This window comes from Micromonospora sp. NPDC023737, assembly GCF_040639715.1.
Lineage (GTDB): Bacteria > Actinomycetota > Actinomycetes > Mycobacteriales > Micromonosporaceae > Micromonospora.
This window is the reverse complement of record NZ_JBFAAL010000013.1, coordinates 139,561-162,006: the sequence shown is the minus strand read 5'-3', so window position 1 is coordinate 162,006 and position 22,446 is coordinate 139,561. Positions and strand designations below refer to the sequence as shown.

The 22,446-nt window shown below is 72.1% G+C and carries 20 protein-coding genes and 1 riboswitch; of the genes, 7 read left to right on the top strand and 13 right to left on the bottom strand.

The genetic code is table 11. The features are described 5' to 3' along the window. Positions 1-241: 241 nt before the first annotated feature. On the bottom strand, positions 242-1,507 hold the full coding sequence (locus tag AB0F98_RS24585; RefSeq protein ID WP_357739394.1) for an Ig-like domain-containing protein: 1,266 nt from the start codon (positions 1,505-1,507) through the stop codon (positions 242-244). 595 nt (positions 1,508-2,102) lie between these two features. Here AB0F98_RS24585 and AB0F98_RS24580 point away from each other — a divergent pair. Further along, positions 2,103-3,065 (top strand): sugar phosphate isomerase/epimerase, encoded by a 963-nt coding sequence (locus AB0F98_RS24580; protein ID WP_357739391.1) that lies wholly within the window; start codon positions 2,103-2,105, stop codon positions 3,063-3,065. 23 nt (positions 3,066-3,088) lie between these two features. Beyond that, positions 3,089-5,191: a PQQ-dependent sugar dehydrogenase gene (locus tag AB0F98_RS24575; RefSeq protein WP_357739388.1), complete on the top strand. Its 2,103-nt coding sequence runs from the start codon at positions 3,089-3,091 to the stop codon at positions 5,189-5,191. A 124-nt stretch (positions 5,192-5,315) separates the two neighbouring features. Here AB0F98_RS24575 and AB0F98_RS24570 read toward each other — a convergent pair whose 3' ends face one another. From AB0F98_RS24570 to pdhA, 3 genes are read right to left on the bottom strand one after another with little or no spacing between them, the layout of a single operon-like run. After that, complete coding sequence (locus tag AB0F98_RS24570) at positions 5,316-6,662, bottom strand: dihydrolipoamide acetyltransferase family protein (protein WP_357739385.1); 1,347 nt, start codon at positions 6,660-6,662, stop codon at positions 5,316-5,318. Between the two features lie 52 nt (positions 6,663-6,714). Next, positions 6,715-7,734, bottom strand: a complete 1,020-nt coding sequence (locus tag AB0F98_RS24565; protein WP_357739421.1) for an alpha-ketoacid dehydrogenase subunit beta — start codon at positions 7,732-7,734, stop codon at positions 6,715-6,717. Then, a complete protein-coding gene (gene pdhA / locus AB0F98_RS24560) occupies positions 7,731-8,897 on the bottom strand; it encodes a pyruvate dehydrogenase (acetyl-transferring) E1 component subunit alpha (RefSeq protein ID WP_357739382.1) in 1,167 nt (388 codons plus the stop codon). Before pdhA ends, AB0F98_RS24565 begins: the two co-directional genes overlap by 4 nt. A gap of 106 nt (positions 8,898-9,003) precedes the next feature. Between pdhA and AB0F98_RS24555 the strand changes: the two genes are divergently transcribed. Continuing rightward, positions 9,004-9,510: an Lrp/AsnC family transcriptional regulator gene (locus AB0F98_RS24555; RefSeq protein WP_357739379.1), complete on the top strand. Its 507-nt coding sequence runs from the start codon at positions 9,004-9,006 to the stop codon at positions 9,508-9,510. A 64-nt stretch (positions 9,511-9,574) separates the two neighbouring features. On the opposite strand, the gene AB0F98_RS24550 is transcribed toward AB0F98_RS24555, so the two are convergent. Further along, positions 9,575-10,546: a DNA primase small subunit domain-containing protein gene (locus tag AB0F98_RS24550; protein ID WP_357739375.1), complete on the bottom strand. Its 972-nt coding sequence runs from the start codon at positions 10,544-10,546 to the stop codon at positions 9,575-9,577. Positions 10,547-10,800: 254 nt separating this feature from the next. On the opposite strand from AB0F98_RS24550, the gene AB0F98_RS24545 reads away from it, so the two are divergent. The 4 genes from AB0F98_RS24545 (at position 10,801) to AB0F98_RS24530 (ending at position 15,910) form a co-directional block, all read left to right on the top strand. Beyond that, complete coding sequence (locus AB0F98_RS24545; protein ID WP_357739372.1) at positions 10,801-12,927, top strand: acyltransferase family protein; 2,127 nt, start codon at positions 10,801-10,803, stop codon at positions 12,925-12,927. Positions 12,928-12,940: 13 nt separating this feature from the next. Beyond that, a complete protein-coding gene (locus AB0F98_RS24540; RefSeq protein WP_357739369.1) occupies positions 12,941-13,669 on the top strand; it encodes a histidine phosphatase family protein in 729 nt (242 codons plus the stop codon). A 62-nt stretch (positions 13,670-13,731) separates the two neighbouring features. After that, positions 13,732-14,232 carry a hemerythrin domain-containing protein gene (locus tag AB0F98_RS24535; RefSeq protein WP_357739366.1) on the top strand — a complete coding sequence of 167 codons (501 nt, stop codon included), beginning with the start codon at positions 13,732-13,734 and terminating at the stop codon, positions 14,230-14,232. 130 nt (positions 14,233-14,362) lie between these two features. After that, a riboswitch (ZMP/ZTP riboswitch) is annotated at positions 14,363-14,452 on the top strand. A gap of 18 nt (positions 14,453-14,470) precedes the next feature. Then, the gene (locus tag AB0F98_RS24530; protein ID WP_357739363.1) at positions 14,471-15,910 is read left to right on the top strand and encodes a glycine hydroxymethyltransferase; all 1,440 of its coding nucleotides are present in this window, start codon (positions 14,471-14,473) and stop codon (positions 15,908-15,910) included. Positions 15,911-16,043: 133 nt separating this feature from the next. Here AB0F98_RS24530 and AB0F98_RS24525 read toward each other — a convergent pair whose 3' ends face one another. The 8 genes from AB0F98_RS24525 to accB all read right to left on the bottom strand — a co-directional run bounded on the left by AB0F98_RS24525 (position 16,044) and on the right by accB (position 22,418). Beyond that, on the bottom strand, positions 16,044-16,304 hold the full coding sequence (locus AB0F98_RS24525; protein WP_357739360.1) for a hypothetical protein: 261 nt from the start codon (positions 16,302-16,304) through the stop codon (positions 16,044-16,046). Between the two features lie 90 nt (positions 16,305-16,394). Beyond that, positions 16,395-16,712 (bottom strand): antibiotic biosynthesis monooxygenase family protein, encoded by a 318-nt coding sequence (locus tag AB0F98_RS24520; protein WP_357739357.1) that lies wholly within the window; start codon positions 16,710-16,712, stop codon positions 16,395-16,397. Further along, positions 16,705-17,955, bottom strand: a complete 1,251-nt coding sequence (locus tag AB0F98_RS24515) for a beta-ketoacyl synthase N-terminal-like domain-containing protein (protein WP_357739354.1) — start codon at positions 17,953-17,955, stop codon at positions 16,705-16,707. The genes AB0F98_RS24520 and AB0F98_RS24515 overlap by 8 nt, the downstream gene beginning before the upstream one ends. Continuing rightward, a complete protein-coding gene (locus AB0F98_RS24510) occupies positions 17,952-19,226 on the bottom strand; it encodes a beta-ketoacyl-[acyl-carrier-protein] synthase family protein (RefSeq protein ID WP_357739351.1) in 1,275 nt (424 codons plus the stop codon). Before AB0F98_RS24510 ends, AB0F98_RS24515 begins: the two co-directional genes overlap by 4 nt. A 114-nt stretch (positions 19,227-19,340) precedes the next feature. Then, positions 19,341-19,745, bottom strand: coding sequence for a cupin domain-containing protein (locus AB0F98_RS24505; protein WP_357739348.1), 405 nt, complete (start codon positions 19,743-19,745; stop codon positions 19,341-19,343). Further along, positions 19,738-20,517 (bottom strand): SRPBCC family protein, encoded by a 780-nt coding sequence (locus AB0F98_RS24500; protein WP_357739345.1) that lies wholly within the window; start codon positions 20,515-20,517, stop codon positions 19,738-19,740. Before AB0F98_RS24500 ends, AB0F98_RS24505 begins: the two co-directional genes overlap by 8 nt. Before the next feature lie 9 nt (positions 20,518-20,526). Further along, on the bottom strand, positions 20,527-21,963 hold the full coding sequence (locus AB0F98_RS24495; RefSeq protein WP_357739342.1) for an acetyl-CoA carboxylase biotin carboxylase subunit: 1,437 nt from the start codon (positions 21,961-21,963) through the stop codon (positions 20,527-20,529). 11 nt (positions 21,964-21,974) lie between these two features. Continuing rightward, positions 21,975-22,418, bottom strand: coding sequence for an acetyl-CoA carboxylase biotin carboxyl carrier protein (gene accB / locus AB0F98_RS24490; protein ID WP_357739418.1), 444 nt, complete (start codon positions 22,416-22,418; stop codon positions 21,975-21,977). Positions 22,419-22,446 lie beyond the last annotated feature (28 nt).

Genomic DNA, 22,446 nt, shown 5'->3' with positions numbered 1-22,446 from the left:
TGCGCGGGCCCCCCCGGGGGGGGGGCGGGCGCCCCCCGCCGCCACTACCCCACCTCGCCCTTCGTTCTGGGGGGGTGTCCGCAGCGAGCGGACACCCCGACTTCACGGATTTCGAGAACGATCAAGCCCGAGCCGCCCACTGCGGGCCGGCCGGACAGGCGGGACCGGCCGGACAGGCGGGACCGGCCGGACAGGCGGGACCGGCCCGCGGTGAGCGGGCCGGTCCGGGGCGGTACGGCGGTCAGCCGCCGCTCACCGAGGGGTGCGGGGCCGGCGAACCGCCGGCGACCGCGCCCGGGTGTGCCGGCTGACTCGGCGCGGGCTTCAGCCCGCTCGGCACCGGCAGTGCGCTGCCCTTGACGAACTCGTCCCAACTGACGTTCCACGCGGTCCAACCGTTGCCGTACTGCAACTCCACCTCGGTGCCCTTGACGGTCACCAGGTCACCGACCTTGGTGTTGTTCATCAGCCAGTCCGCGGCCGCCGCCGAGACGTTGGTGCAGCCGTGCGAGGTGTTGGTGTTGCCCTGCGCGCCCTCGGACCACGGGGCACCGTGGATGAACTCACCGCCCCAGGTGAGCCGCTGCGCGTCCTCCACGTCCACCACGTAGGGGTCGGCCGAACCCGTCGTGTCGAACGTGGTGAACTGGTGCTGCTCCATGATCACCATCTTGCCGCTGGAGGTCGGCGTGCTCGGCTTGCCGAGGCTGACCGGGATCTTGCGGATCACCTTGCCGTCACGCAGGACCGACATCTGCTTCGTGGCGTTGTCGATCTCCAGCGAGACCTGCTGACCGATCTTCGACGTCGACCTGCGGTCCTCGTCGCCGACCAGGTTCTTGCCGATCGGCAGCCCCTCCAGACCGGACCGGACGCTGATCGTCGTGCCCGGCCGCCAGAAATCGGGCGCCCGGTAATAGATCTGGCTACCGTCTTCCACCCACGACCAGACACCCGGCTGCGGCGGATTCGTCTTTACGAACAACCGCCGCTGGACATCCGCCCTGGCCTCTTTCGGAATGGGCGGGTCGAACGCGACCGTCACCGGCATCGCGGTCCCGTACGTCCGTTTGTCGGCGAAATAGAGGGTACTGGTCACCGCTGGTTTGGTCGATTTCGGCATGGTGGTGAAGGTCGTCTTGCGTGTCGTCGTCTTACCGGAGTCGCCGGTCGCGGTCACCTCGGCGGTGTACGTCCGCTTCGGCTGCAACGGCGCGCTCGGGACCCATGCGGACCCGTCCTCGCGGGGTTCCCCCTTGATCTCCTTGCCCTTGTCGTCGGTGATCCGGACGGCGGACACGCGACCGCCCGCGACCCGGGTACCGACCTCGGCGCTGATCGGCACGTTCTTCGTGCCTTCTCCGGGCGTCACGGTGAGTTCCGGCGGCGCCGCATGCTTCTTCCCGTGCCCCTCGCCGCCCTTCGAATCCGCGGTGCATCCGACCAGGACCAGTGGAGTGGCCGCGACGACCACCCCCAACAGCGTCAAACGCCGCCTCAACCTCATGATGCGTCCCCCCGTTTTCCGCTTCCGTACGCCCATTCTCTCTACGTCGGTAGGACTTCCCCCGCAATTCGCGAAATATGGGGGTGACAATTATCGGTCGCATTTTCCGGTGCTGCGCCGAAAGTGACTGATGGTCGGCGGCGACCATGATCGCGCTCGACGGGCGGCTACGGGCGGCCCACGCCCAGAGCGGCGGCAGAGTCCCGTCCGCGCCGCCGCGCGCCGTGCCGACCCGATTCGACCACTCCCCACCCGACTGAGGTCGACCCGGCGTTACCCGCGCGCTCGCCCGCCCCGGACGTGAGCCTCAGGCAACTTTTGTCGGCCCCAGCGAAAGTTCGGTGCTCCCGGCAGAACCTTTGCCTTCGACCGACGGCAAGGGTACGGTGACGTGCCAGATAGATAGTTGCCCATAGGTCGATCCGCTGCCCGCCCCGCCGACAGTGGCGCGCCCCGCGTGGGCTCGTCCCGCACCCGTACGCCGACCGCCACGTCCGCCGGAGCCGCTCCGGCCGGTCCGGCGCGCCCGGGACAAGGCGGCTGGTCGACCCGAGACCGCCGGATGAGCAGCGTCCGGCAGGGAGGGAACATCAGCATGCAGCCAAGCAAACAGCCGTCGGAGCCGCCGGAGGCGTCCGATACGGTCAGCCGGCGCGGGCTGCTGCGCGCGGCGACCGTCTCCGCCGCCGCGGTCGGCACCGCCGGCCTGTTCGGCGCCTCGGCAGCGTCGGCCTCCGGCGGCACGGGACACGGCGGTGGCCGGCGGCGAGTGCCGATCGACCGGATCAGTATCCAGCTCTACACCCTGCGCGACCAGTTGGCCGCCGACCTGCCCGGCACGCTCGCCGCACTGCGCCGTTTCGGCTACCGGCGGGTCGAACACGCCGGCTTCGTCGGCCGGACGGCGGCCGAGTTCCGCGCCGCCCTCGACGAGGCCGGGCTGCGTGCGACCTCGGGCCACACGGCCATCCCGCAACCCTTCGACGCCGACACCTGGGAACGCGCCCTCGACGACGCGAACACGGTGGGCTGCCGGAAGCTCGTGCACCCGTGGTTCGGGCTGGACGCGGCAGGGCAGCCGATCCGCGACCCGCAGGCCTACCGGGCGCTCGCACGTGACCTCGACCGGGCCGGCCGGATGGCCGAGCGGGCCGGCCTGGAGTTCGGCTACCACAACCACCAACTCGAGTTCGTCCCGCTGACCGGCGGCGGGACCGGGTTCGGCATCCTCACCGGCGAGACCGACCCGCGGCTGGTCCACTTCGAACTGGACCTCTTCTGGGCGTGGCGGGGCGCGCAGGACCCGATCGACCTGATTCGCGCCAACCGGGGCCGGATCCGCCAGGTCCACGTCAAGGACATGAACACCGAAGCCAGCTTCGCCGACCTCGGCGACGGGCTCATCGATTTCGGCCGGATCTTCGCGCACGAGCGGGAGGCCGGCATCGAGGAGTACATCGTGGAGCGCGACGACGCCGGCACGCCGCCGCGCACGCCCGCCGACGCGCTGGAGACCGCCCGCGTCGGCTTCGACTACCTCGCGTCGCTTCGTTACTGACCACGACACCCGGGGGAACCACTGTGAAGAAGAGAACCGCCGTCCTGTCCGCCCTGGCGCTGGTCACCGCCGGCCTCGCCGCGCCGGCCGCGCCGTCGGCCGCCGCGCCCGCGCCCGCCGCACCGCCGGACTCCAGCTTTCAGAAGGTGACGCTCAACGACTTCCCGGGCGAGCCGGTGAGTCTTGCCGTCCTGCCCGACCTGCGGGTGCTGCACACCGCGCGCACCGGCGAGGTCCGCATCCACGACCCGCGTACCGGCCTGAACACCCTCGCCGCCGACGTCCCCGTCTACGAGCACGACGAGGAGGGCCTGCAGGGCATCGCCATCGACCCGGACTTCGCCCGCAACAAGTGGGTCTATCTCTACTACTCCCCGCCCGGTGACACCCCGGCCGACGACCCGAGCACCCCGGACGTCAACGAGGGCGATGCGCCGTTCGTCGGCACCGAGCAGGACTGGCAGCGGTTCCGCGGCGCGCTGCGGCTGTCCCGGTTCAAGCTCGAGGGGATGAAGCTCAACCTCGCCACCGAGCAGAAGATCATCGACGTGCCCGTCGACCGGGGCATCTGCTGCCACGTCGGCGGCCAGATCGAGTTCGACAGCAAGGGCAACCTCTACCTCTCCACGGGTGACGACACCAACCCGTTCTTCTCCGACGGTTACACCCCGATCGACGAGCGGGCCGACCGGAACCCCGCGTTCGACGCGCAGCGCACCGCGGGGAACACGAACGACCTGCGTGGCAAGCTGCTGCGGATCAAGGTGAAGCCGGGCGGCGGCTACACGGTGCCGAAGGGCAACCTGTTCAAGCCGGGCACCCCGAAGACCCGTCCGGAGATCTACGCGATGGGGCTGCGCAACCCGTTCCGGTTCGCCGTCGACCGCCGCACCGACGACGTCTACCTGGCCGACTACTCGCCCGACGCGGGGGCGTCGAACCCGGACCGCGGGCCGGCGGGGCACGGCCGCTGGATGGTGGTCGACAAGCCGGCCAACTACGGCTGGCCGTACTGCGCCACCCCGAGCCTGCCGTACCGTGACTACGACTTCGCGACCAACACCCCCGGCAAGTACTTCGACTGCCAGCGGCCGGTCAACGACTCACCGCACAACACCGGGCAGCGCCGGCTGCCGCCGGTCGAGGCGCCCCAGGTGTGGTACCCGTCCGCCGCTTCCGGCGAGTTCCCGCAGCTCGGCACCGGCGGCATCGGTCCGATGGGCGGCCCGGCGTACGACTACGACGGGCGGAGCACGTCGCGGACCCGGTGGCCCGCCTACTACGACGGCGTGCCGCTGTTCTACGAGTGGACCCGCGACTACATCAAGGAGTTCCGCCTCGACGGCCAGGGCAACGTGCGCGACATCCGTCCGGTGGTGCCGTCGCTGGTGGTCGACAACCCGATGGACATGGAGTTCGGCCCGGACGGCGCGCTCTACGTGCTGGAGTACGGCGACGGCTACTTCGCCGAGAACCCGGACGCACAGCTGTCCCGGATCGACTTCGTCCGGGGCAACCGCACGCCGATCCCGCAGATCAGCGCCGACCCGACCGTCGGGCAGGCACCGCTGACGGTGCACTTCTCCAGCGCCGGGACCGTCGATCCGGACGGTGACCGGCTGCGCTACGCCTGGGACTTCGACGCCGACGGTTCGGTCGACTCCACCGACCCGAACCCGAGCTGGACCTACCAGACGAACGGCCGGTACAACCCGACGGTGAAGGTCACCGACAGCACCGGGCGCTCGGCCGCGGCCACCCTGCCGCTGCTGGTCGGGCCACGGGCGCCGATCGTCGAGTTCGTCACCCCGACCGCCGGGCAGCCCTTCCAGTTCGGCCAGACCGTCGCGTTCGAGGTACGGGTGATCGACGACCTGCCGGTCGAATGCTCGCGGGTGCGGGTGACGTACATTCTCGGCCACGACGAGCACGGCCACCCGCTCTCGTCGGCGACCGGTTGCACCGGCACCATCACCACCTTCCTCGACCCGGGTCACGGCGGTGCCGACAACCTGCGCGCGGTCTTCGTGGCGGAGTACACCGACGCGCCGACCGACCCGGACGTTCCGCCGCAGACGGGCAGCGCCGAGGTGGTGCTGAACCCGACGGGCACCAGCGCCGGCTGAACCCCCGGTGGTGGCCCGGCGCGTCGGGCCACCACCGCACGCGCCGGCGGCACGCAGCCGCCGCCGCGGCCACCACGTGAGGAAGGGCCGGCACCGCACGGTGCCGGCCCTTCCTCGTGTCAGCTCAGACGGCCGCGATGAGGAGCGCGGGCTGTTCCACGCAGTCGGCGACGTGCCGCAGGAAGCCGCCGGCCACCCCGCCGTCGCAGACCCGGTGGTCGAAGGTGAGGCTGATCTGCACGACCTTACGAACCGCGAGCTGCCCGTCGACCACCCACGGCTTGTCCACGATCCGGCCCACCCCGAGCAGCGCCGCCTCCGGGTGGTTGATGATCGGGGTCGAGCCGTCCACACCGAACACCCCGTAGTTGTTCAAGGTGAAGGTGCCGCCGGTGAGCCGCGCCGGCGCGAGGGTGCCGGCCCGCGCGGCGGCCGTGGTCTCGGCGAGTTCGACGGCCAGCTCCGCGGTGGTCAGCCGCTGGGCGTCGCGTACCACCGGGACGACGAGGCCCCGGTCGGTCTGCGCGGCGATGCCCAGGTGAACGCCGGCCGCCTGGACGATCCGCTGCCCCTCGGTGTCCACCCGGGCGTTCAGCTGCGGGTAACGACGCAGCCCGGACAGGCAGATGCGGGCCAGCAGTGCGAGGATGCTGACCGGCTGCTCCGGGCGGGCGGCGTTGATCGCGGCCCGGGTCTCCAGCAGGGCGGTGGCGTCCGCGTCGACCCAGATCGTCACCTCGGGGATCTCCCGCCGGCTGCGGGAGAGCTTGTCGGCGATCGCCTTGCGGATGCCGGTCAACGGAATGACCAGATCCGCGCTGTCGGACGTCGCCGGCGGCTGGGGCGCCGCGCTCGGCGAGGGCACCGCGAGGGCGGCCTCCACGTCGGCGCGGCGGACGACCCCACCTCGGCCGGTGCCGGTCACAGTGGCGAGGTCCACCCCGTGTTCCCGGGCCAGCCGCCGGACGATCGGCGAGATGACCAGTGGTGCGGCCGACGCGCCGCCATGCGTCGCGGCGACCGCGGCCAACGGCTCGGACGACCGACGCGGGGCCGGGACGGCGGCCGGTTCGGCGGCGGCGAGCCGGGGACGGCGGCGACGGCGTCCCGGTCCGTGCCCGGTGCCGTACCCGATCAGGACGTTGCCCGACCCGGCCCGCTCCTCCTCGCGGTAGGTGGCGTGGCCGGCGGGCTCGGGGGCGCCACCGGGCCCGGACGCCGCGTCGTCGTCCAGCGCCGCGATCGTGATCAGCGGCTGGCCGACCGGGCGGACCTCACCCGCGGCCCCGTGCAGCGCGACCACCCGCCCGGCGTACGGGCAGGGCACGTCGACGACGGCCTTGGCGGTCTCCACCTCGACGACGGTCTGGTCCACCGTCACCGTGTCGCCGACCGCGACCCGCCACTCGACGATCTCCGCCTCGCTCAGCCCCTCGCCGAGGTCGGGCAGGAGGAAGACCCGTTCGCTCATGCCGGCACCCCCCGCCCGGCACCGGGCGCGCAGCGAACCATGCTCCGCGCGCTCATGCCGCCGCCTCGGCCGCGGGGAGCCAGCGCGGATCCGGCTGGTCGTCCCACTGCAGGCGGGCGACCGCGTCCAGCACCCGGTCCACGCCGGGCAGGTGGGTGTGCTCCAGCATGGGTGCCGGGTACGGGATGTCCAGCCCGGAGACCCGCAGCACGGGAGCGTGCAGGGCGTGGAAGCACCGCTCCTGCACCCGGGCGGCGATCTCGGCGCCGACCCCCGCGAAGCCCTGCGCCTCCTGGATCACCACGCACCGGCCGGTACGACGCACCGAGGCGGTCACCGTCTCGTCGTCGAACGGGACGATGGTGCGTACGTCGACGACCTCGAGGTCCCAGCCCTCCTCGCGAGCGGCCTCGGCGGCCTCCAGCGCGACCGGCACCGACGGTCCGTACGCGATGAGCGTGGCGTCCCGGCCGGGGCGGCGCACGACGGCGCGGCCGAACGGCTCGGTACGCGTCGACAGGTCCGCGTCGGCGCTCGCGAAGTAGAGCTTCTTCGGCTCCATGAAGACGACCGGGTCGGGATCGTCGATCGCCTCGCGCAGCAGCGAGTAGGCGTCGTCGACGGTTGCCGGGGTGACCACCTTGAGGCCCGGGGTGTGCGCGTAGTACGCCTCGCTGGAGTCGCAGTGGTGCTCGACGCCGCCGATGCCACCCGCGTACGGCACCCGGATCACGATGGGCACGCTGAGCGCGCCCCGGGTGCGGTTGCGCAGCTTCGCCACGTGCGAGGCGATCTGCTCGAACGCCGGGTACGCGAACGCGTCGAACTGCATCTCGACCACCGGCCGCAGGCCGGACATGGCCAGACCGACCGCGAACCCGACGATGCCGGCCTCCGCGAGCGGGGTGTCGAAGCAGCGCTTGTCGCCGAACCGGGCCTGAAGGCCGTCGGTGATCCGGAATACGCCGCCGAGCTGCCCCACGTCCTCACCGAAGACGAGCACCCGCTCGTCGGCGGCCATCGCGTCGGCGAGCGCGGCGTTGAGCGCCTTCGCCATGGTGGTGGCCATCAGGCCTCCCCCTCCTGCTCGGCCGCGGCCAACTCGGCGCGGATCTGCTCACGCTGCTCGATCAGCTGCGGCGTGGGCTGCGCGTACACGTGGTCGAAGAGGCTCAGCGGATCGACGGTGGGCTGCGCGTTCATCCGCTCGCGCACGTCGGCCGCGTACGCCTCGGCCTCGGCGGCCACGGCGGCGACCGCGTCGTCGTCCAACTCGCCCCGGTCGCGCAGGTACTTCTCCAGCCGCACGATCGGGTCCCGGTCCCGCCACGCGTCGACCTCCGCGCCGTCGCGGTAGCGGGTGGCGTCGTCGGCGTTGGTGTGCGGCTCCATCCGGTAGGTGTGTGCCTCGACCAGGAACGGGCCGTTGCCGGCGCGGGCGTGCTCCACCGCCCGGGTGAGTACGGCCAGCACGGCCACCGGGTCGTTGCCGTCGACCTGCTCGCTGGGCACCCCGTAGCCGACGCCCTTGTACGCCAGGCTCGGCGCGGCGGTCTGCCGGGAGAGCGGAACGCTGATCGCGTACCTGTTGTTCTGCACGAAGTAGACCACCGGCGCCTTGAAGACGGCGGCGAAGTTGATCCCCTCGTGGAAGTCGCCCTCGCTGGTCGCACCGTCGCCGATGAAGGCCAGCGCCACGGTGTCGCGCCCCTGGTGCGCCTCGCCGTAGGCGAGACCGGCGGCGTGCACGCACTGGGTGGCCAGCGGCGTGCACTGCGGCGCGGTACGACGGGCGGCCGGGTCGTACCCGCAGTGCCAGTCGCCGCGCAGCAGCGTCAGCACCTCGATGGGGTCGAGCCCGCGCGAGACGAGCGCCATCGACTCCCGGTAGGTCGGGAAGACCCAGTCGGTGTCGCGTACGGCGAGCATCGCCCCCACCTGGCAGGCCTCCTGGCCCCGCGAGGACGGATAGACCGCCAGCCGGCCCTGCTTGGTCAGGGCGGTGGCCTGGATGTCGAAGCGGCGACCGACGACCATCCGGCGGTAAAGCTCCCGCAGAAGGTCGACGGCGGGCTCTGGGTAGTCGGTGCGGGCGGGCAGCGGCGTGCCGGTCGGGTCGAGCAGGCTCACCGGCTCGGCGTCCGGCAGCAGCGGACGCGCCGGGTCGGCCGGGTTGGCCGGCCGGCGACGGGCGCGCGGGGATGCCCTGCGGACCGCCCGGGGTGTGGTCGTCACGGCGGGACCTCCTGGGACGTGTAGTGGCCCTATGCTCCAACCTTGCGGATGTTTTGCTCAAGATCCACCATGAACGTGAGACAAACGGCACGCGAGAGGAGTCTCGGTGAGCCAGGAGACCGGACCGGAAGCAGCCCCGACCGCTGCGGCGGGACGTTCGTCCCGTCCACTGGACGAGGTGGACCGGCGGATCCTGGACGAACTGGACCGGGACGGGCGCACCTCGGTGCGCACGCTCGCCGAACGGATCCACATCTCCCGCACCAACGCGTACGCCCGGGTCGAACGCCTGCTCCGCGACGGCGTGATCACCGGTTTCCGGGCCCAGGTGGCGCCGGAGGCCGCGGGCCTGGGCACCTCGGCGTACGTGGCGCTGACGATCGAGCAGAACACCTGGCGCGAGGTCTCCGCGGAGCTGGCTCAGGTGCGCTACATCGAGCACGCGGCGCTGCTCGGCGGTGACCACGACGTGCTGGCGCTGGTGCGGGCACCGGACAACGCGGCGTTGCGGGACGTGGTGCTGGGCCGGATCCAGAGCATCCCCGGGGTGCTCTCCACCCGCACCTGGCTGGTCTTCGAGGAGTTCGACGGGGCGACCAGTCCCTGGGTGTAGGGAGCACCGACGCTCAGCGCTCCGCGGGGCGACCGGCCGTGGGGTGCGGTCAGGCCGACGCCACTCAGCGCTCCGGCGGGGCCTCCAGCCCCTCGCGGTCGGCCAGCTCCAGCAGCGGCTCCAGGGAGAAGCGCTGGTCGTCCAGGCCGGCGTGCGGATCGCCCCGCTCGGCGAATCGGGCCGGCATGGTGACCACGTCGAAGTCCTCCGGCCGGGCGTCGTCCAGCTCCGCCCAGTCCAGCGGCGCGGAGACCAACGCCCGGGGTGTCGGCCGGATGGAGTACGCCGAGGCCATCGTGTGGTCACGGGACATCTGGTTGTAGTCGACGAAGACCGGGCGGTCACGCTGCTCCCGCCACCAGGTGGTGGTGACCAGATCGGGCAGGCGGCGCTGCATCTCGCGGCCGAGGGCGAGCACCGCCCGCCGGCAGTCGCCGAAGCTCCACCGCGGCTCGATCGACAGGTAGATGTGCAGCCCCCGGCCGCCGGTGGTCTTGGGATAACCGGTGAGGCCCAGCTCGGCGAGGAACGCCCGCACCTCGTGGGCCACCGGCACCACCTGCGCGAAATCGACGCCGGGCATCGGGTCCAGATCGATGCGGAGCTGGTCGGGACGCTCCACGTCCGCCGCGGAGACCGGCCAGGGATGAAAGCGCAGGGTGCCGAGGTTCGCCGCCCAGATCACGACGGCCAGCTCACTGGGCGCGACCTCGTCGGCGGTCCGTCCGCTGGGAAAGGTGATGTGGGCGGTGCGCACCCACTCGGGCGCACCGGCGGGGAGTCGCTTCTGGTAGAACGCGTCGCCGCGGTTGTCCTGCCGGGTGCCGATCTTCGCGCCTTCGAAGACGCCGCGCGGCCAGCGTTCCAGCATGGTCGGGCGATCGCGCAGCGCGCGCAGGACACCATCACCGACGGCCAGGAAGTAGCGGACGACGTCCAGCTTGGTCAGCCCGAGCTCGGGGAAGTACGGCTTGTCCGGGCTCGAGACACGGACCACCCGCTCACCGACCCGGATCTCCTCGGCCGTCGTCGCCACGCCTCACACCGTAGCGGTCGACGGTCCGCAGGGTGGGTACCCCCGCGCCCGACACCCGCCTCGTCCACGATCCGGGTACCGGCGGCCGGACCGGCTGCTCCGCCCGAGAGGTAGCGGCGGTACGGCCACCCGGCCCTGTTCTCGCGCTGCCGCGGGCGGTGCCGTGCGCGCGCTCCCCGATCCGGGCTCCGGCGTAACTCGGCAGACCGGTGGCCAGTTGTTTGGGGGACGCATAGGGGCATGGAGTGGGACAAATGACACAGACAGTCCGCCGGCCGAAGGCGGCCAATCCTGGAGTCGGATTCCGCGGCGACGTGGAAGGGCTGCGTGCCCTCGCCGTGGTTCTGGTACTCGCCGGGCACGCCGGTCAGCAACTGGTCCCCGGCGGTTTCGTCGGTGTGGACGTCTTCTTCGTCATCTCCGGCTTCCTCATCACGGGCCTGCTCGTGAGCGAGGTGAACAAGAACGGTCGGCTCTCCCTGCGCGGCTTCTACGCCCGCCGCGCCAAGCGACTGCTCCCGGCCGCCGCGGTGGTACTCGTCGCGACCCTGGTGCTCACGTTCGCCTTCCTGCCACGCACGAGGTGGTCCGCCACCGGCTGGGACGTGGTGTCCAGCGGGTTGTACGTCATGAACTGGCGGCTCGCCGAACAGTCCGTCGACTATCTCGCGGCCAATCGCGCGCCGAGCATCCTCCAGCACTTCTGGTCCCTCGGCGTCGAGGAGCAGTTCTATCTGGTGTGGCCGCTGCTGCTGGTGGCCGCGTTGTGGCTCGGCCGACGCCGGCACGTGCGCACCGGCTTCCTGCTCACCGCTCTCGCCCTGGTCGCGGTGCCCTCCTTCGCGTGGTCGGTCTGGCTGACCGGTGACAATCCCGCCCGGGCCTACTTCGTCACGACGACGCGGATGTGGGAACTCGCCCTCGGTGGTTTCGTGGCCCTGCTCGCCGGCCACCTGCACCGCCTGCCCCGCGCGGCCGCCGCCCTGCTCGCCTGGTCCGGCCTCGCCGCGATCGTGGCGTCCGCCTTTCTGCTGAGCGAGAGCTCCGCCTTCCCGGGTTACCTGGCGCTCGCCCCCACCCTGGGTACGGCGGCCGTCATCGCCGGTGGCTTCACCGCCGGTCGGGCCGGACCCGCGGTCCTGCTCGCGGTAGGGCCGGTATGCGCCGTCGGGGCCATCTCCTACTCGCTCTACCTCTGGCACTGGCCGCTCCTCGTCGTCGCCGAGGCCCGGTTCGGCGACCTGACCACGAGCGCCGGTCTCGCCGTCGTCGTCGCCTCGGCGGTGCCGGCCGCACTCACCTACCGGTACGTCGAGAACCCCATCCGCAGGTCGGAGACGCTCGCGTGGCAGCCCATCCGATCGCTTCAGCTCGGCGCGGCCTGCACCGGGGTGGCCGTGGTGGCGGGACTCGCCTTCCAACTGACGGTGTGGCCGCCGGCGGCACCGCCGGCGCCCCCGTTCCTCGCTGCGCCCACGGTGGGCGTGAACGGCACGCCAGCGGCCGTGACCTCGCCTACGGTCGCCGGCGCGGCCGCACTCGGCGACTCCCCGGCGACCAGCGCGGCCGGGATTCCGGTCGACCGCGTGGGCCCGTTCGTCCCGGACCCGCTGGTCGCCAGCCAGGACGGTCCGGACGCCTGGAAGGACGGCTGCCACACCGACCAACGCAGCAGCGAGGTGCGCTCCTGCCGCTACGGCGACCCCGACGCCTCGTTCACCGTCGCCCTCGCCGGCGACTCGCACGCGGCGCAGTGGCTGCCGGCGTTGCAGCGGGTCGCCGTGTCGAAGCAGTGGCGCCTGAAGAGCTACACGAAGTCCTCCTGCCCGTTCATCAACGGAGCCGTGGCACTCGACAGGAAGCCGTACCCGAGCTGCACCGAATGGAACGAGAAGCTACGCGGAGCACTGACCGGCGATGAACGACCTGACCTGCTGGTGGTGAGCAGTTCCTTCTACCTCATGATCCACGACGGCGCGCCGGTCGCCGGTCAGGCACAGGCCGCCTTCGCCGACGCGCTGCGGCGCAGCTGGGCGGAGATGGCCGGCGCGGGGATTCCGGTGGTCGTCCTGCGCGACACCCCGTACCACGGCAAGGACATCGCCGAATGCGTCTCGGCGAACTCGCGGAAGCTGACCCGCTGCGCGTCGCGCCGCGACGAGGTTCTCGCCGGCGGGGGCGGCCCGGCCCACGAGGCGGCGGCGCGGCAGAACGACAAGGTGCACCTGGTGGATCTGAACGACGCCATCTGCCCGCGTGAACGCTGCGCGCCGGTCATCGGCGGAGTGCTCATCTACCGTGACAACAACCACATCACCGCCACCTACGCGGCGACGTTGGCACCGCGACTGGCCCAGGCGCTCGACCGCGTGCTGGCCTGAAGCAAGCACCGCGATGAGGGACCTGGCAGCGCTCTGGATCGTCCGGCACGGGGAGAGCACCGCGAACGTCGCCGCGGCCCGGGCGGAGTCCGCCGGCGCGGAGGTGGTGGCCCGCACCGAGCGGGACGCGGACGTGCCGCTCTCGCCTGCCGGTGAGGAGCAGTCCCTCGCCACGGGACGCTGGCTGATGGCGCTGCCGCCGCACCGACGCCCGGACGTGGCGGTGTCGTCGCCGTACCTGCGCGCGCTGCGCACCGCCGAGTTGACCCTGGAGGGCAGCGGCATCCCGCTCAGCCGGGACGAACGGCTGCGCGACCGGGACCTCGGGATCCTCGACGCGCTCACCCCACAGGGGGTACGCGCCCGCTACCCCGACGAGCACGAGCGACACGACCGGGAGGGCAAGTTCTACTTCCGGCCGCCCGGCGGTGAGGCGTGGACCGATGTCGCGTTGCGAATGCGGAGCTTCCTCGCCGACCTGCGTCACGGTCACGCCGGTCACCGGGTGTTGCTCTTCGGCCACGACGTGCTGGTCTTCCTGCTCTCCTACCTCCTCGACGGGTTGACCGAGGAGGAGGTGATGGCGCTGGGCAGCCGGCACGTCATCGCGAACTGCTCCATCACCGCCTGGTCCGCGGACGACTCGGGCCGGCTACGGAAGATCGCCTTCAACGAGGTCAGCCACCTGCACTCGACGGAGATCCGGCCTGCCGGCGACGACCAGGCGCGCTACGGCGTGTGACTGTTTCCGCAGTTCACCACCGGGGTACCGGACGATCAACCACACGCTTAGGAGGTCAGCCGGTGTCCACCGATGCCATCGTCCTGCTGAAGGAAGACCACAAGGAGATGCGCCGTCTGTTCAAGGCGTTCCAGGACGCCGAGGAGGGCCCGGAGAGCCAGCGATCGAAGCTGGTCGGGCAGATCATCGAGGCGCTGACCGTGCACACCTACCTGGAAAACGAGGTGATGTACCCGGAGGTCCGCCGGCTCGTGCCGGACGTGGAGGACGACATCCTCGAGTCGTACGAGGAGCACCACGTGGCGGACGTCCTCTGCGCCGAACTGTTCGCCATGGACGCCGAGGACGAGCACTTCAACGCCAAGACCACGGTGCTGATCGAGAACGTGCTGCACCACGTCGAGGAGGAGGAGCAGGAGTGGTTCCCCAAGGTACGGGACGCGCTGGGGCGTAAGGAGCTTCAGGAGATCGGCGCACGGATGGTCGAGATGCGCGCGGGCGCGCCGCGCAAGCCGACGGACCCGAAGGCCGTCAAGAGTTCGCTGGACGCGACGACGGCCTGAGCGCGGCGGTAGGACGGGCCCGGAGCGCGGCCGGGCCCGTAGCCGTGGACCGGGAGCGTGGCGGCGGGAGGTGGTCCGGGCCGGTCCGGACCAGGTCGCGCGGGGCGGCGGCGGTCGGTTCGGTAGGATCTGCCCGGGCCGTTACTGGCGCGTGGGGATGGAGAACCATCGGGGAGCGGCCCCGTCATGAGGACGCATGCCGAGCGCCTGGGCCTTCCGCACGTCAGTAGGAGGTCGCATGTCGTCGCCGAACGCAGAATCCACCGCCTTCCGCAGCGCGCTCGAGGTGATCCGCGCGGTCGAGCCGCGGGTGGCCGGGGCCATCGCCGCCGAGCTGGCCGACCAGCGCGAGTCGCTCAAGTTGATCGCCAGCGAGAACTACGCCTCCCCCGCCACGCTGCTGGCCATGGGGAACTGGTTCAGCGACAAGTACGCCGAGGGCACGGTCGGCCGCCGCTTCTACGCCGGCTGCCAGAACGTCGACACGGTGGAGGCGCTCGCCGCCGAGCACGCCCGGGAGCTGTTCGGCGCCGCGCACGCGTACGTTCAGCCGCATTCCGGCATCGACGCGAACCTGGTCGCCTTCTGGGCGGTGCTGGCCGACCGGGTCGAGGCGCCCGCGCTGAAGAAGGCGCAGGCCCGCCAGGTGAACGACCTCACCGAGGCGGACTGGTTCGCGCTGCGCCGGGAGTTGGGCAACCAGCGGATGCTCGGCATGTCGCTGGACGCCGGCGGTCACCTCACCCACGGGTTCCGTCCGAACATCTCCGGCAAGATGTTCGACCAGCGCAGCTACGGCACCGACCCGGAGACCGGCCTCATCGACTACGACAAGGTCGCCGAGGCGGCCCGTGAGTTCAAGCCGCTGATCCTGGTCGCCGGCTACTCGGCGTACCCCCGGAAGGTGAACTTCCGGATCATGCGGGAGATCGCCGACTCGGTCGGGGCCACCTTCATGGTCGACATGGCGCACTTCGCCGGTCTGGTCGCCGGCAAGGTCTTCACCGGCGACTTCGACCCGGTGCCGCACGCGCACATCGTCACCACCACCACGCACAAGTCGCTGCGCGGCCCCCGTGGCGGCATGGTGCTCTGCCAGCCGGAGCTGGCCGAGCAGGTCGACCGGGGTTGCCCGATGGTGCTCGGCGGTCCGCTGCCGCACGTGATGGCGGCCAAGGCGGTCGCGCTCGCCGAGGCCCGCCGCCCCGACTTCGCCGACTACGCCGGCCGGATCGTCGCCAATGCCCAGGCGCTCGCTGAGGGGCTGCTGCGCCGTGGCGCCACCCTGGTCACCGGCGGCACCGACAACCACCTGGCGATCATCGACGTGACCTCGTACGGGCTGACCGGCCGGCAGGCCGAGCAGGCGCTGCTGGACGCGGGCATCGTCACGAACCGCAACTCGGTCCCGCAGGACCCGAACGGCGCCTGGTACACCTCGGGCATCCGCATCGGCACCCCGGCGCTGACCACCCGCGGCCTCGGCACCGCCGAGATGGACGTCATCGCGGAGCTGATCCACACCGTGCTGACCCAGACGAACACCGCTTCGAACCCGGACGGCACCCCGTCGAAGGCGAAGTACGTGCTCGACCCGGCGGTCGCCGACAAGGTCAGCCGGCAGGCCAGCGACCTGCTGACCGGCTTCCCCCTCTACCCCACCGTCGACCTCACCTGACCCCTGACCGGACCCCGGTCCGGACGGCACCCCGGTCGATCATGAGGTTGGCGGCGCGGGCGAGCGGATTTCCGCCCGTCAACCTCATGATCGACGCTGGCACGGCCAGCCGCCCGGCGGCGGGTCGGCGGGGTCAGTTGAGGGGACGCTTCAGGTGGTACCGGTGCACCTCGGTGCTGCCCTGCACGTTGTTGACGTCCTCGGCGGCGGAGACCAGCTCCCAGCCCTCACGGCCGACCCGGTTGAGGTGCGCGATCGCCGTGTCGCCGTACGCGGTGATGTCCTTGCGGGACCCGTCCGGTCCGTACCAGACGAACGACACGTGGAAATTGCGGCCCTGCCCCTGGTAGCGGCGGACCAGCAGAGCGTACTCCCAGGCAACCATGCGCCCCATTATCACCGTCCACCCAGGACAGCGGAACGGCGGAGGCGGCGCTTTGCCACGCGGTGAACGCGGTGTGTCGACACCGCGGCGTAGGGCCGCTCAGACGGGCGCCGGCGTCTGCGCGTGGACGTGGAAGCGCAGCGATCTGGCGTCGGTGAAGCACTCCCGCATCGGCCGGACCAACTCCCGGTGCTCCGGGCTGCGCTCCCAGGTCTCGAAGTCGGCGAGGCTCGACCACTCGCTGGTGATGAGCCACTGCTCCGGGTCGGCCGACGAGCGGCACACCTGGTCCACCAGGTGGCCGGTCACACCGCCGGCCACCTGGTGACGGATCGCCTCGTACGCGGCCAGGAACGCCGCGGTACGGTCTGCCGGCACCCGGACCAGGAAGACCACCCTTGCCCGCTGTTCACTCATCCTCGTCCTCCCTCACCGGCGCCGCCCCGCGAAGGACCAGCGCGCTGTTGTAACCGTCGAAGCCCCGGGCGCAGACCATCGCCACCCGGCTGCGGGGTCGCCGATGCTCGCGCAGGAAGTCGAGCTCGCAGCCGGCCGCCACCTCGTCGGGGCCGGCCGAGGCGGGCAGCGTGTCGTGCCGGAAGGCGAGCAGCGCGGTGGCCACGTCGAGCGCGGCGCCGCCCTGGTGCGCCCGGCCGGTCAGCGGCTTCGAGGTGCTGACCGGCGGCCGCCGGTCGCCGAAGACCGACCGCAACGCGGTCGCCTCCGTACGGTCGTAGCGGGGCACACCCAGGGCGTCTGGCAGCACCACGTCGACCTCGTCCGCGCCGACCCCGGCCCGACCGAGAGCGAGCCGCATCGCGCGGGCGTACTGGGTCGGGCTCCCCGCCGTGTCGGGGCCGGTGTGGACCGCGTCGTGGGTGGCGCCCCAGCCGGTCAGCTCACCGTAGATCCGGGCGCCCCGGGACAACGCGTGGCCCAGTTCCTCCACGACGAAGACCGCCCCACCCTCGGCGGGGAGGTAGCCGCTCGCCGCCGCGTCGAAGGGCCGGTAGGCCCGCTCCGGATCCGCGACGTCGCTGAGCAACCCGCCCGCCAGCTGGCAGGCCAGAGCGTACGGGCTCAGTGGACACTCGGTGCCGCCGGCGATCACCACCGGGGTGCCGCGGCGGATCGAGCGGACCGCGTGCGCCAGGCTGTCGAGGCCGCCGGCCGCCTCGCTGACCAGCACCCCGCACGGCCCCTTGAACTGGTGGTGGATGGAGAGCTGCCCGACGCTGGCCGCGTAGAACCAGGCGATCGACTGGTAGGCCCCGACGGTCCGCGACGGTCCGCCCCAGAGTCGTTGCAGCTCCCGCTGACCGAACAGGTTCCCACCGGAGGAGCTGGCGAGGGTGACCGCGTAACCGTACGGGTCGGGCGAGCTCTGCGGCAGCCCCGCGTCGGCCAGCGCCAGCCGGGTGGCGGCGAACGCCAGGTGCGTCCACCTGTCGGTCTGCACGAGCTGGCGGCTGTCCGCGTACCCGGTGGCCTCGAAACCGGTCACCTCACCGGCGAAGCGGGTCGGGTAGCCGGCCGGGTCGAACAGGGTGATCGGCCCGATCCGCCGGGTGCCGCCCAGCACCGTCTGCCAGTGCGCCGCCGCGCCGACACCGCTCGGGGCGACCACCCCGATGCCGGTGACCACCGCCCGCCCGGTCACGCGGCCCCCGCCTTCGCCAGCCGCCGGAAGATCATCGCGGACTGGAAGCCACCGAACCCGCTGCCCACGGAGAGCGCCACGTCGACCGGCAGCTCCCGGGCCTCGTTCGGTACGTAGTCCAGGTCGCACTCCGGGTCCCGCGTGGTCCAGTTCGCTGTCGGCGGCACCACGCCGAACTCGATGGCCAACGCGCAGGCCGCCATCTCGATCGAGCCGATCGCGCCCAGCGAATGCCCCACCATCGACTTGATCGAACTGACCGGCACCCGGTACGCGGCCTCGCCGAGCGCCCGCTTGAAGGCGGCGGTCTCGTGCCTGTCGTTCTGCCGCGTGCCGGAGCCGTGCGCGCTGATGTAGGAGACCTGCTCCGGGGCGAGCCGGGCCTGTCGCAGCGCGGCCGTGATGGACAGCGCCATCTCCACCCCGTCGGGCCGCAGCCCGGTCATGTGGTAGCCGTTGCTGTGGCTGGCGTACCCGGCGACCTCGCAGTAGACGTGCGCGCCGCGCCGCCGGGCGTGCTCGGCCTCCTCCAGCAGCAGCACCGCCGCGCCCTCGGCGAGCACGAAACCGTGCCGGTCGGCGTCGAACGGGCGGGAGGCGTGCGCGGGATCGTCGTTGTCGGGGCTGGTCGCCTTGATCGCGTCGAACGAGGCGACGGTGACCGGCGAGATCGGCGAGTCGGCGGCGCCGGCGAGCACCAGGTCCGCCTCCCCGTCGGCGATCAGCTGATGGGCGTACCCGATGGCGTCGATCCCGGAGGTGCAGCCGGTGGAGACCACCTGCGCCGGACCGTGCAGCCCGTACCGGCAGGCCACGTCGGCGGCGAGGCTGCTGGGCACCAACGCCTGGTAGAGGTACTGCCCGCCCAGGGTGGCGTCGACCAGCCACCGCCGGCCGCTGTCGGAGACCGTCACGTACTCCTGTTCCAGCGCCATCGTGCCGCCGACCGCCGTGCCGAGCACCACCCCGGTACGGTCCCGGTCGGCCTCGGTGAGTTCCAGGCCCGCGTCCGCGACCGCCTCGTCGGCGCAGGCGAGCGCGAACTGCACGTACCGGTCGGCCCGGCGGCGTTCGGCGTCGGTGAGCCCGGCGGCGACCGGATCGAAGTCGCACTCCGCGGCGATCCGGGACCGGAACGGCGACGGGTCGAAGAAGGTGATCCGCCGGGTCGCCGTACGGCCCTCGGTGATCGACTTCCAGAACCGGTCCCGGGTGACGCCGCCCGGAGCGACCACGCCGATCCCGGTCACCACCGTGCGGCGCCCGCTCACGGCGTGCCCCCAGTTCGCGACTGCGGGGCTCGCAACCCCGGCTCACTCCTCGCGCTCACGACGTCCCCCCAGTTCGCGACTGCGGGGCTCGCAACCCCGGCTCACTCCTCGCGCTCACGATGTCCCCCGCTGTTCGGCCAGCTCGGTGTCGACGTGGCCGAGCTCCGGACGAGGCGCCAGCGGACCGAGGTGGAACACCACCTCGGCCGGCTCGTCGCCGGTGTTGCGCAGCCGGTGCCGTACGTTGATCGGCACGTGCAGCGCGTCACCGGCGGCCAGCGACACCGGCTGGTCGTCCAGGTCCACGGTGATGGCGCCACGGGCGACGTAGAGGAACTCCTCGCTGTACGGGTGGTAGTGCTCGGCGATGCGTTCGCCCGGGCCCAGCCGGGCCACCCCCATGAAGCCGGAGGTGCTGCCGACGGTGCGCGGGCCCAGCAGCACCCGCAGCTCACCGCCTCGCCGCCGGTCGGCCGGTACGTCCCGGGCCGCCACCAGGCCCACCGTCCGCTCACTCATCGCCGTCTCCCGTCGCCGTCAGCTCCCCGGTCTGCACCCGGCGCTCGATCCGTTCCTTGATGACGGCCAGCTGCACCAGGCTGTTGGTGTTGATCCGGTCGGTCATCCCGGCGTTGTCCACCGGCGCGGTCGGCTTCATCGAGAAGTCCTGCACCCAGGTCATCCGGGTGCCCTCCGGCTCCTCGGTGTAGCGCCAGTGGATCCGCATGTACTCGAACGGTCCGGTCTCCACCCGGTGCGCGTGCACCTGCCGCGCCGTCAGGTCGGCGGTACGTTCGCTGACCCAGCTCCACGACACCCCGTTCTCGTCCGGGTGCATGGTGAGCCGGAACCGCACCGTGTTCCCCTCGCGGTGCAGGATCTCCACCACGGCGTACTCGGTGAACAGCTCGGTCCAGTTCGCCACGTCGTTGGTGATCTCCCAGACCAGCGGCAGCGGCGCCGCGATCACGACGCTGTTCTCGGTGTGCCCCGGTTGCTGTGCGCGCTGCTGCGGCGGCACGGCCTGCTGCGGGTGGCCCGAGCTGTCCGTCTTCCGGGCGACGAGGTCGGCCACCGCCGGGATGCTGAGCTGCGCGGCCTGCTCGGGGATCTGCACCCGGTAGCGGTCGGCGACCACCGCCGACAGTTCGAGCAGGGCGAGGGAGTCCAGTCCCAGTTCCTCGAGGGAGGCGGCCGGTGTACGGGCGGCGGCCTCGGGATCCAGCCCGCAGTGTGCCACCAGGATGTCGGTGATCGCGGTGGTGAGCGGGTGGCCTTGGGTGACGGTCATCAGTTCTCCTCAGTCGGACGTCGGGCTGTCGGTGGCGGTCGACGGGCGGGACCCGGTCGCCGCGGTGGCCGGCGGGTCCGATGTGGTCGCCGGTGAGTCGGCGGTGAGCAGCCGGTCGACCAGACCGGTGTTGTGCCGGCCCTTGCGGAACTCCGCGTCGTCGAGCACCCGCCGGGCGAACGGGATGGTGGTCCGTACGGCCGCCCCGGCGACGTCGAACTCGTCGAGCGCACGTTCGAGCCGGTTGAGGGCGAGTTCCCGGTCGGGCGCCCAGACCGCCACCTTGGCCAGCAGCGAGTCGTAGTGCGGGCCGATCACGTAGCCGGGGTACCCGTGGGTGTCGACGCGGGTGAACGGGCCGCCGGGCGGGACGAAGCGCTCCAGCCGGCCGGGGGTCGGGGCGAAGTCGCGGTCCGGGTCCTCCGCGTTGACCCGGCACTCGACCGCCACCCCGTGCAGGCGGATCTCCTCCTGCCGCAGGCGCAGCGACGTCCCCGCGGCGATGTGCAGCTGCTCGTGCACCAGATCGACACCGGTGATCATCTCGGTGACCGGGTGCTCCACCTGGATCCGGCAGTTGATCTCGAGGAAGTGGAACCGTTCCTTGGCGTCGACCAGGAACTCCAGGGTGCCCGCGCCGGTGAAACCGGCCTCGAGCGCGCCACGCAGCGCGGTCTCCGCGATCGTGTCGAGAGTGGCGGCGGAGAGCGCCGGCGCGGGCGCCTCCTCGATGAGCTTCTGGTGCCGCCGCTGCACCGAGCAGTCCCGCGTGCCCAGGTGCACGCCGTTGCCGTGGGCGTCGCAGAGCACCTGCACCTCGACGTGCCGGGCGTCGGTGAGGTACCGCTCGACGTACACCCGGTCGTCGCCGAAGACCTTCTGTGCGGTGGCGCGGGTCTTCGCGTAGGCCCGGGGCAGGTCGGCCGGCGACCAGACCACGGTCATACCCCGTCCCCCGCCCCCGGCCGCCGCCTTGACGATCACCGGGTAGCCGATCCCGGCGGCGACTTCGACCGCGACGTCCACGGTGGGCACCGGCTCGACGCTGCCCGCCGGCAGCGGCAGCCCGGCCCGGCTCATCAGGGCACGCGCGGACGACTTGTCACCCAGCGCCGCCATCACCTCCGGCCGGGGACCGATGAAGGTCAGGCCGTTCTCCGCGCAGATCTCGGCGAAGTCGGCGTCCTCGGAGAGGAACCCGTAGCCGGGGTGCACCGCCTGCGCGCCCACCTGCCGGGCCGCCTCGACGATGGCGGCGGCGTTGAGGTAGCTGCGCCGGCTGGGCGCCGGCCCGATCCGGACCGCCTCGTCGGCCAGACGTACGGCCGCGGAGTCGGCGTCCGCGGCGGAGTAGACCACCGCCGTGCGCACCCCGAGCTCACGGCAGGCGCGTAGCACCCGCACGGCGATCTCACCACGGTTGGCGATGAGCACCTTCTCGAACATCCCACACCACCTCAGGCCGGTTCCAGCGCGACCAGCGGCTGGTCGTACTCCACCGACTGGCCGTCGTCGGTCAGCACGGCGGTGACCCGGCCACCGCGGTCGGCGGTCACCTCGTTCATGAGCTTCATCGCCTCGACGATCCCGACGACCTGGCCGGGCCGCACCAGATCACCGACGGACACGAACGGAGCCGCCCCCGGCTCCGGCGCCCGGTAGAAGGTGCCGACGATCGGCGAGCGGACCACCGTGTGGCCGGCCGGCTCGGCAGGCTCGGCCGTGGGCGGCGCGACCGGGGCCGGCTCCCGCGACGCGACGACCTCGGCGGGGGCGGTCGCCCCGACGCCGTGCCACTCGACCTCCAGCACGGTCTCGCCGCTGCGCAGCCGCACCCGCCGTACCGGCCCGGCCAGCTCGGCGACCAGTTGCCGGGCGTGCCGGCGCAGCCCGGTCAGCACGGCGTCGGTGCCGGCTCTCGGGTCGGCG

Excerpts from the sequence above, each read along its gene's own strand:
- AB0F98_RS24585 (WP_357739394.1), bottom strand. The coding sequence starts at position 1,507 with ATGAGGTTGAGGCGGCGTTTGACGCTGTTGGGGGTGGTCGTCGCGGCC.
- AB0F98_RS24580 (WP_357739391.1), top strand. The coding sequence starts at position 2,103 with ATGCAGCCAAGCAAACAGCCGTCGGAGCCGCCGGAGGCGTCCGATACG.
- AB0F98_RS24570 (WP_357739385.1), bottom strand. The coding sequence starts at position 6,662 with ATGAGCGAACGGGTCTTCCTCCTGCCCGACCTCGGCGAGGGGCTGAGC.
- AB0F98_RS24545 (WP_357739372.1), top strand. The coding sequence starts at position 10,801 with ATGACACAGACAGTCCGCCGGCCGAAGGCGGCCAATCCTGGAGTCGGA.
- AB0F98_RS24540 (WP_357739369.1), top strand. The coding sequence starts at position 12,941 with ATGAGGGACCTGGCAGCGCTCTGGATCGTCCGGCACGGGGAGAGCACC.
- AB0F98_RS24530 (WP_357739363.1), top strand. The coding sequence starts at position 14,471 with ATGTCGTCGCCGAACGCAGAATCCACCGCCTTCCGCAGCGCGCTCGAG.
- AB0F98_RS24525 (WP_357739360.1), bottom strand. The coding sequence starts at position 16,304 with ATGGGGCGCATGGTTGCCTGGGAGTACGCTCTGCTGGTCCGCCGCTAC.
- AB0F98_RS24520 (WP_357739357.1), bottom strand. The coding sequence starts at position 16,712 with ATGAGTGAACAGCGGGCAAGGGTGGTCTTCCTGGTCCGGGTGCCGGCA.
- AB0F98_RS24505 (WP_357739348.1), bottom strand. The coding sequence starts at position 19,745 with ATGAGTGAGCGGACGGTGGGCCTGGTGGCGGCCCGGGACGTACCGGCC.
- AB0F98_RS24500 (WP_357739345.1), bottom strand. The coding sequence starts at position 20,517 with ATGACCGTCACCCAAGGCCACCCGCTCACCACCGCGATCACCGACATC.
- AB0F98_RS24495 (WP_357739342.1), bottom strand. The coding sequence starts at position 21,963 with ATGTTCGAGAAGGTGCTCATCGCCAACCGTGGTGAGATCGCCGTGCGG.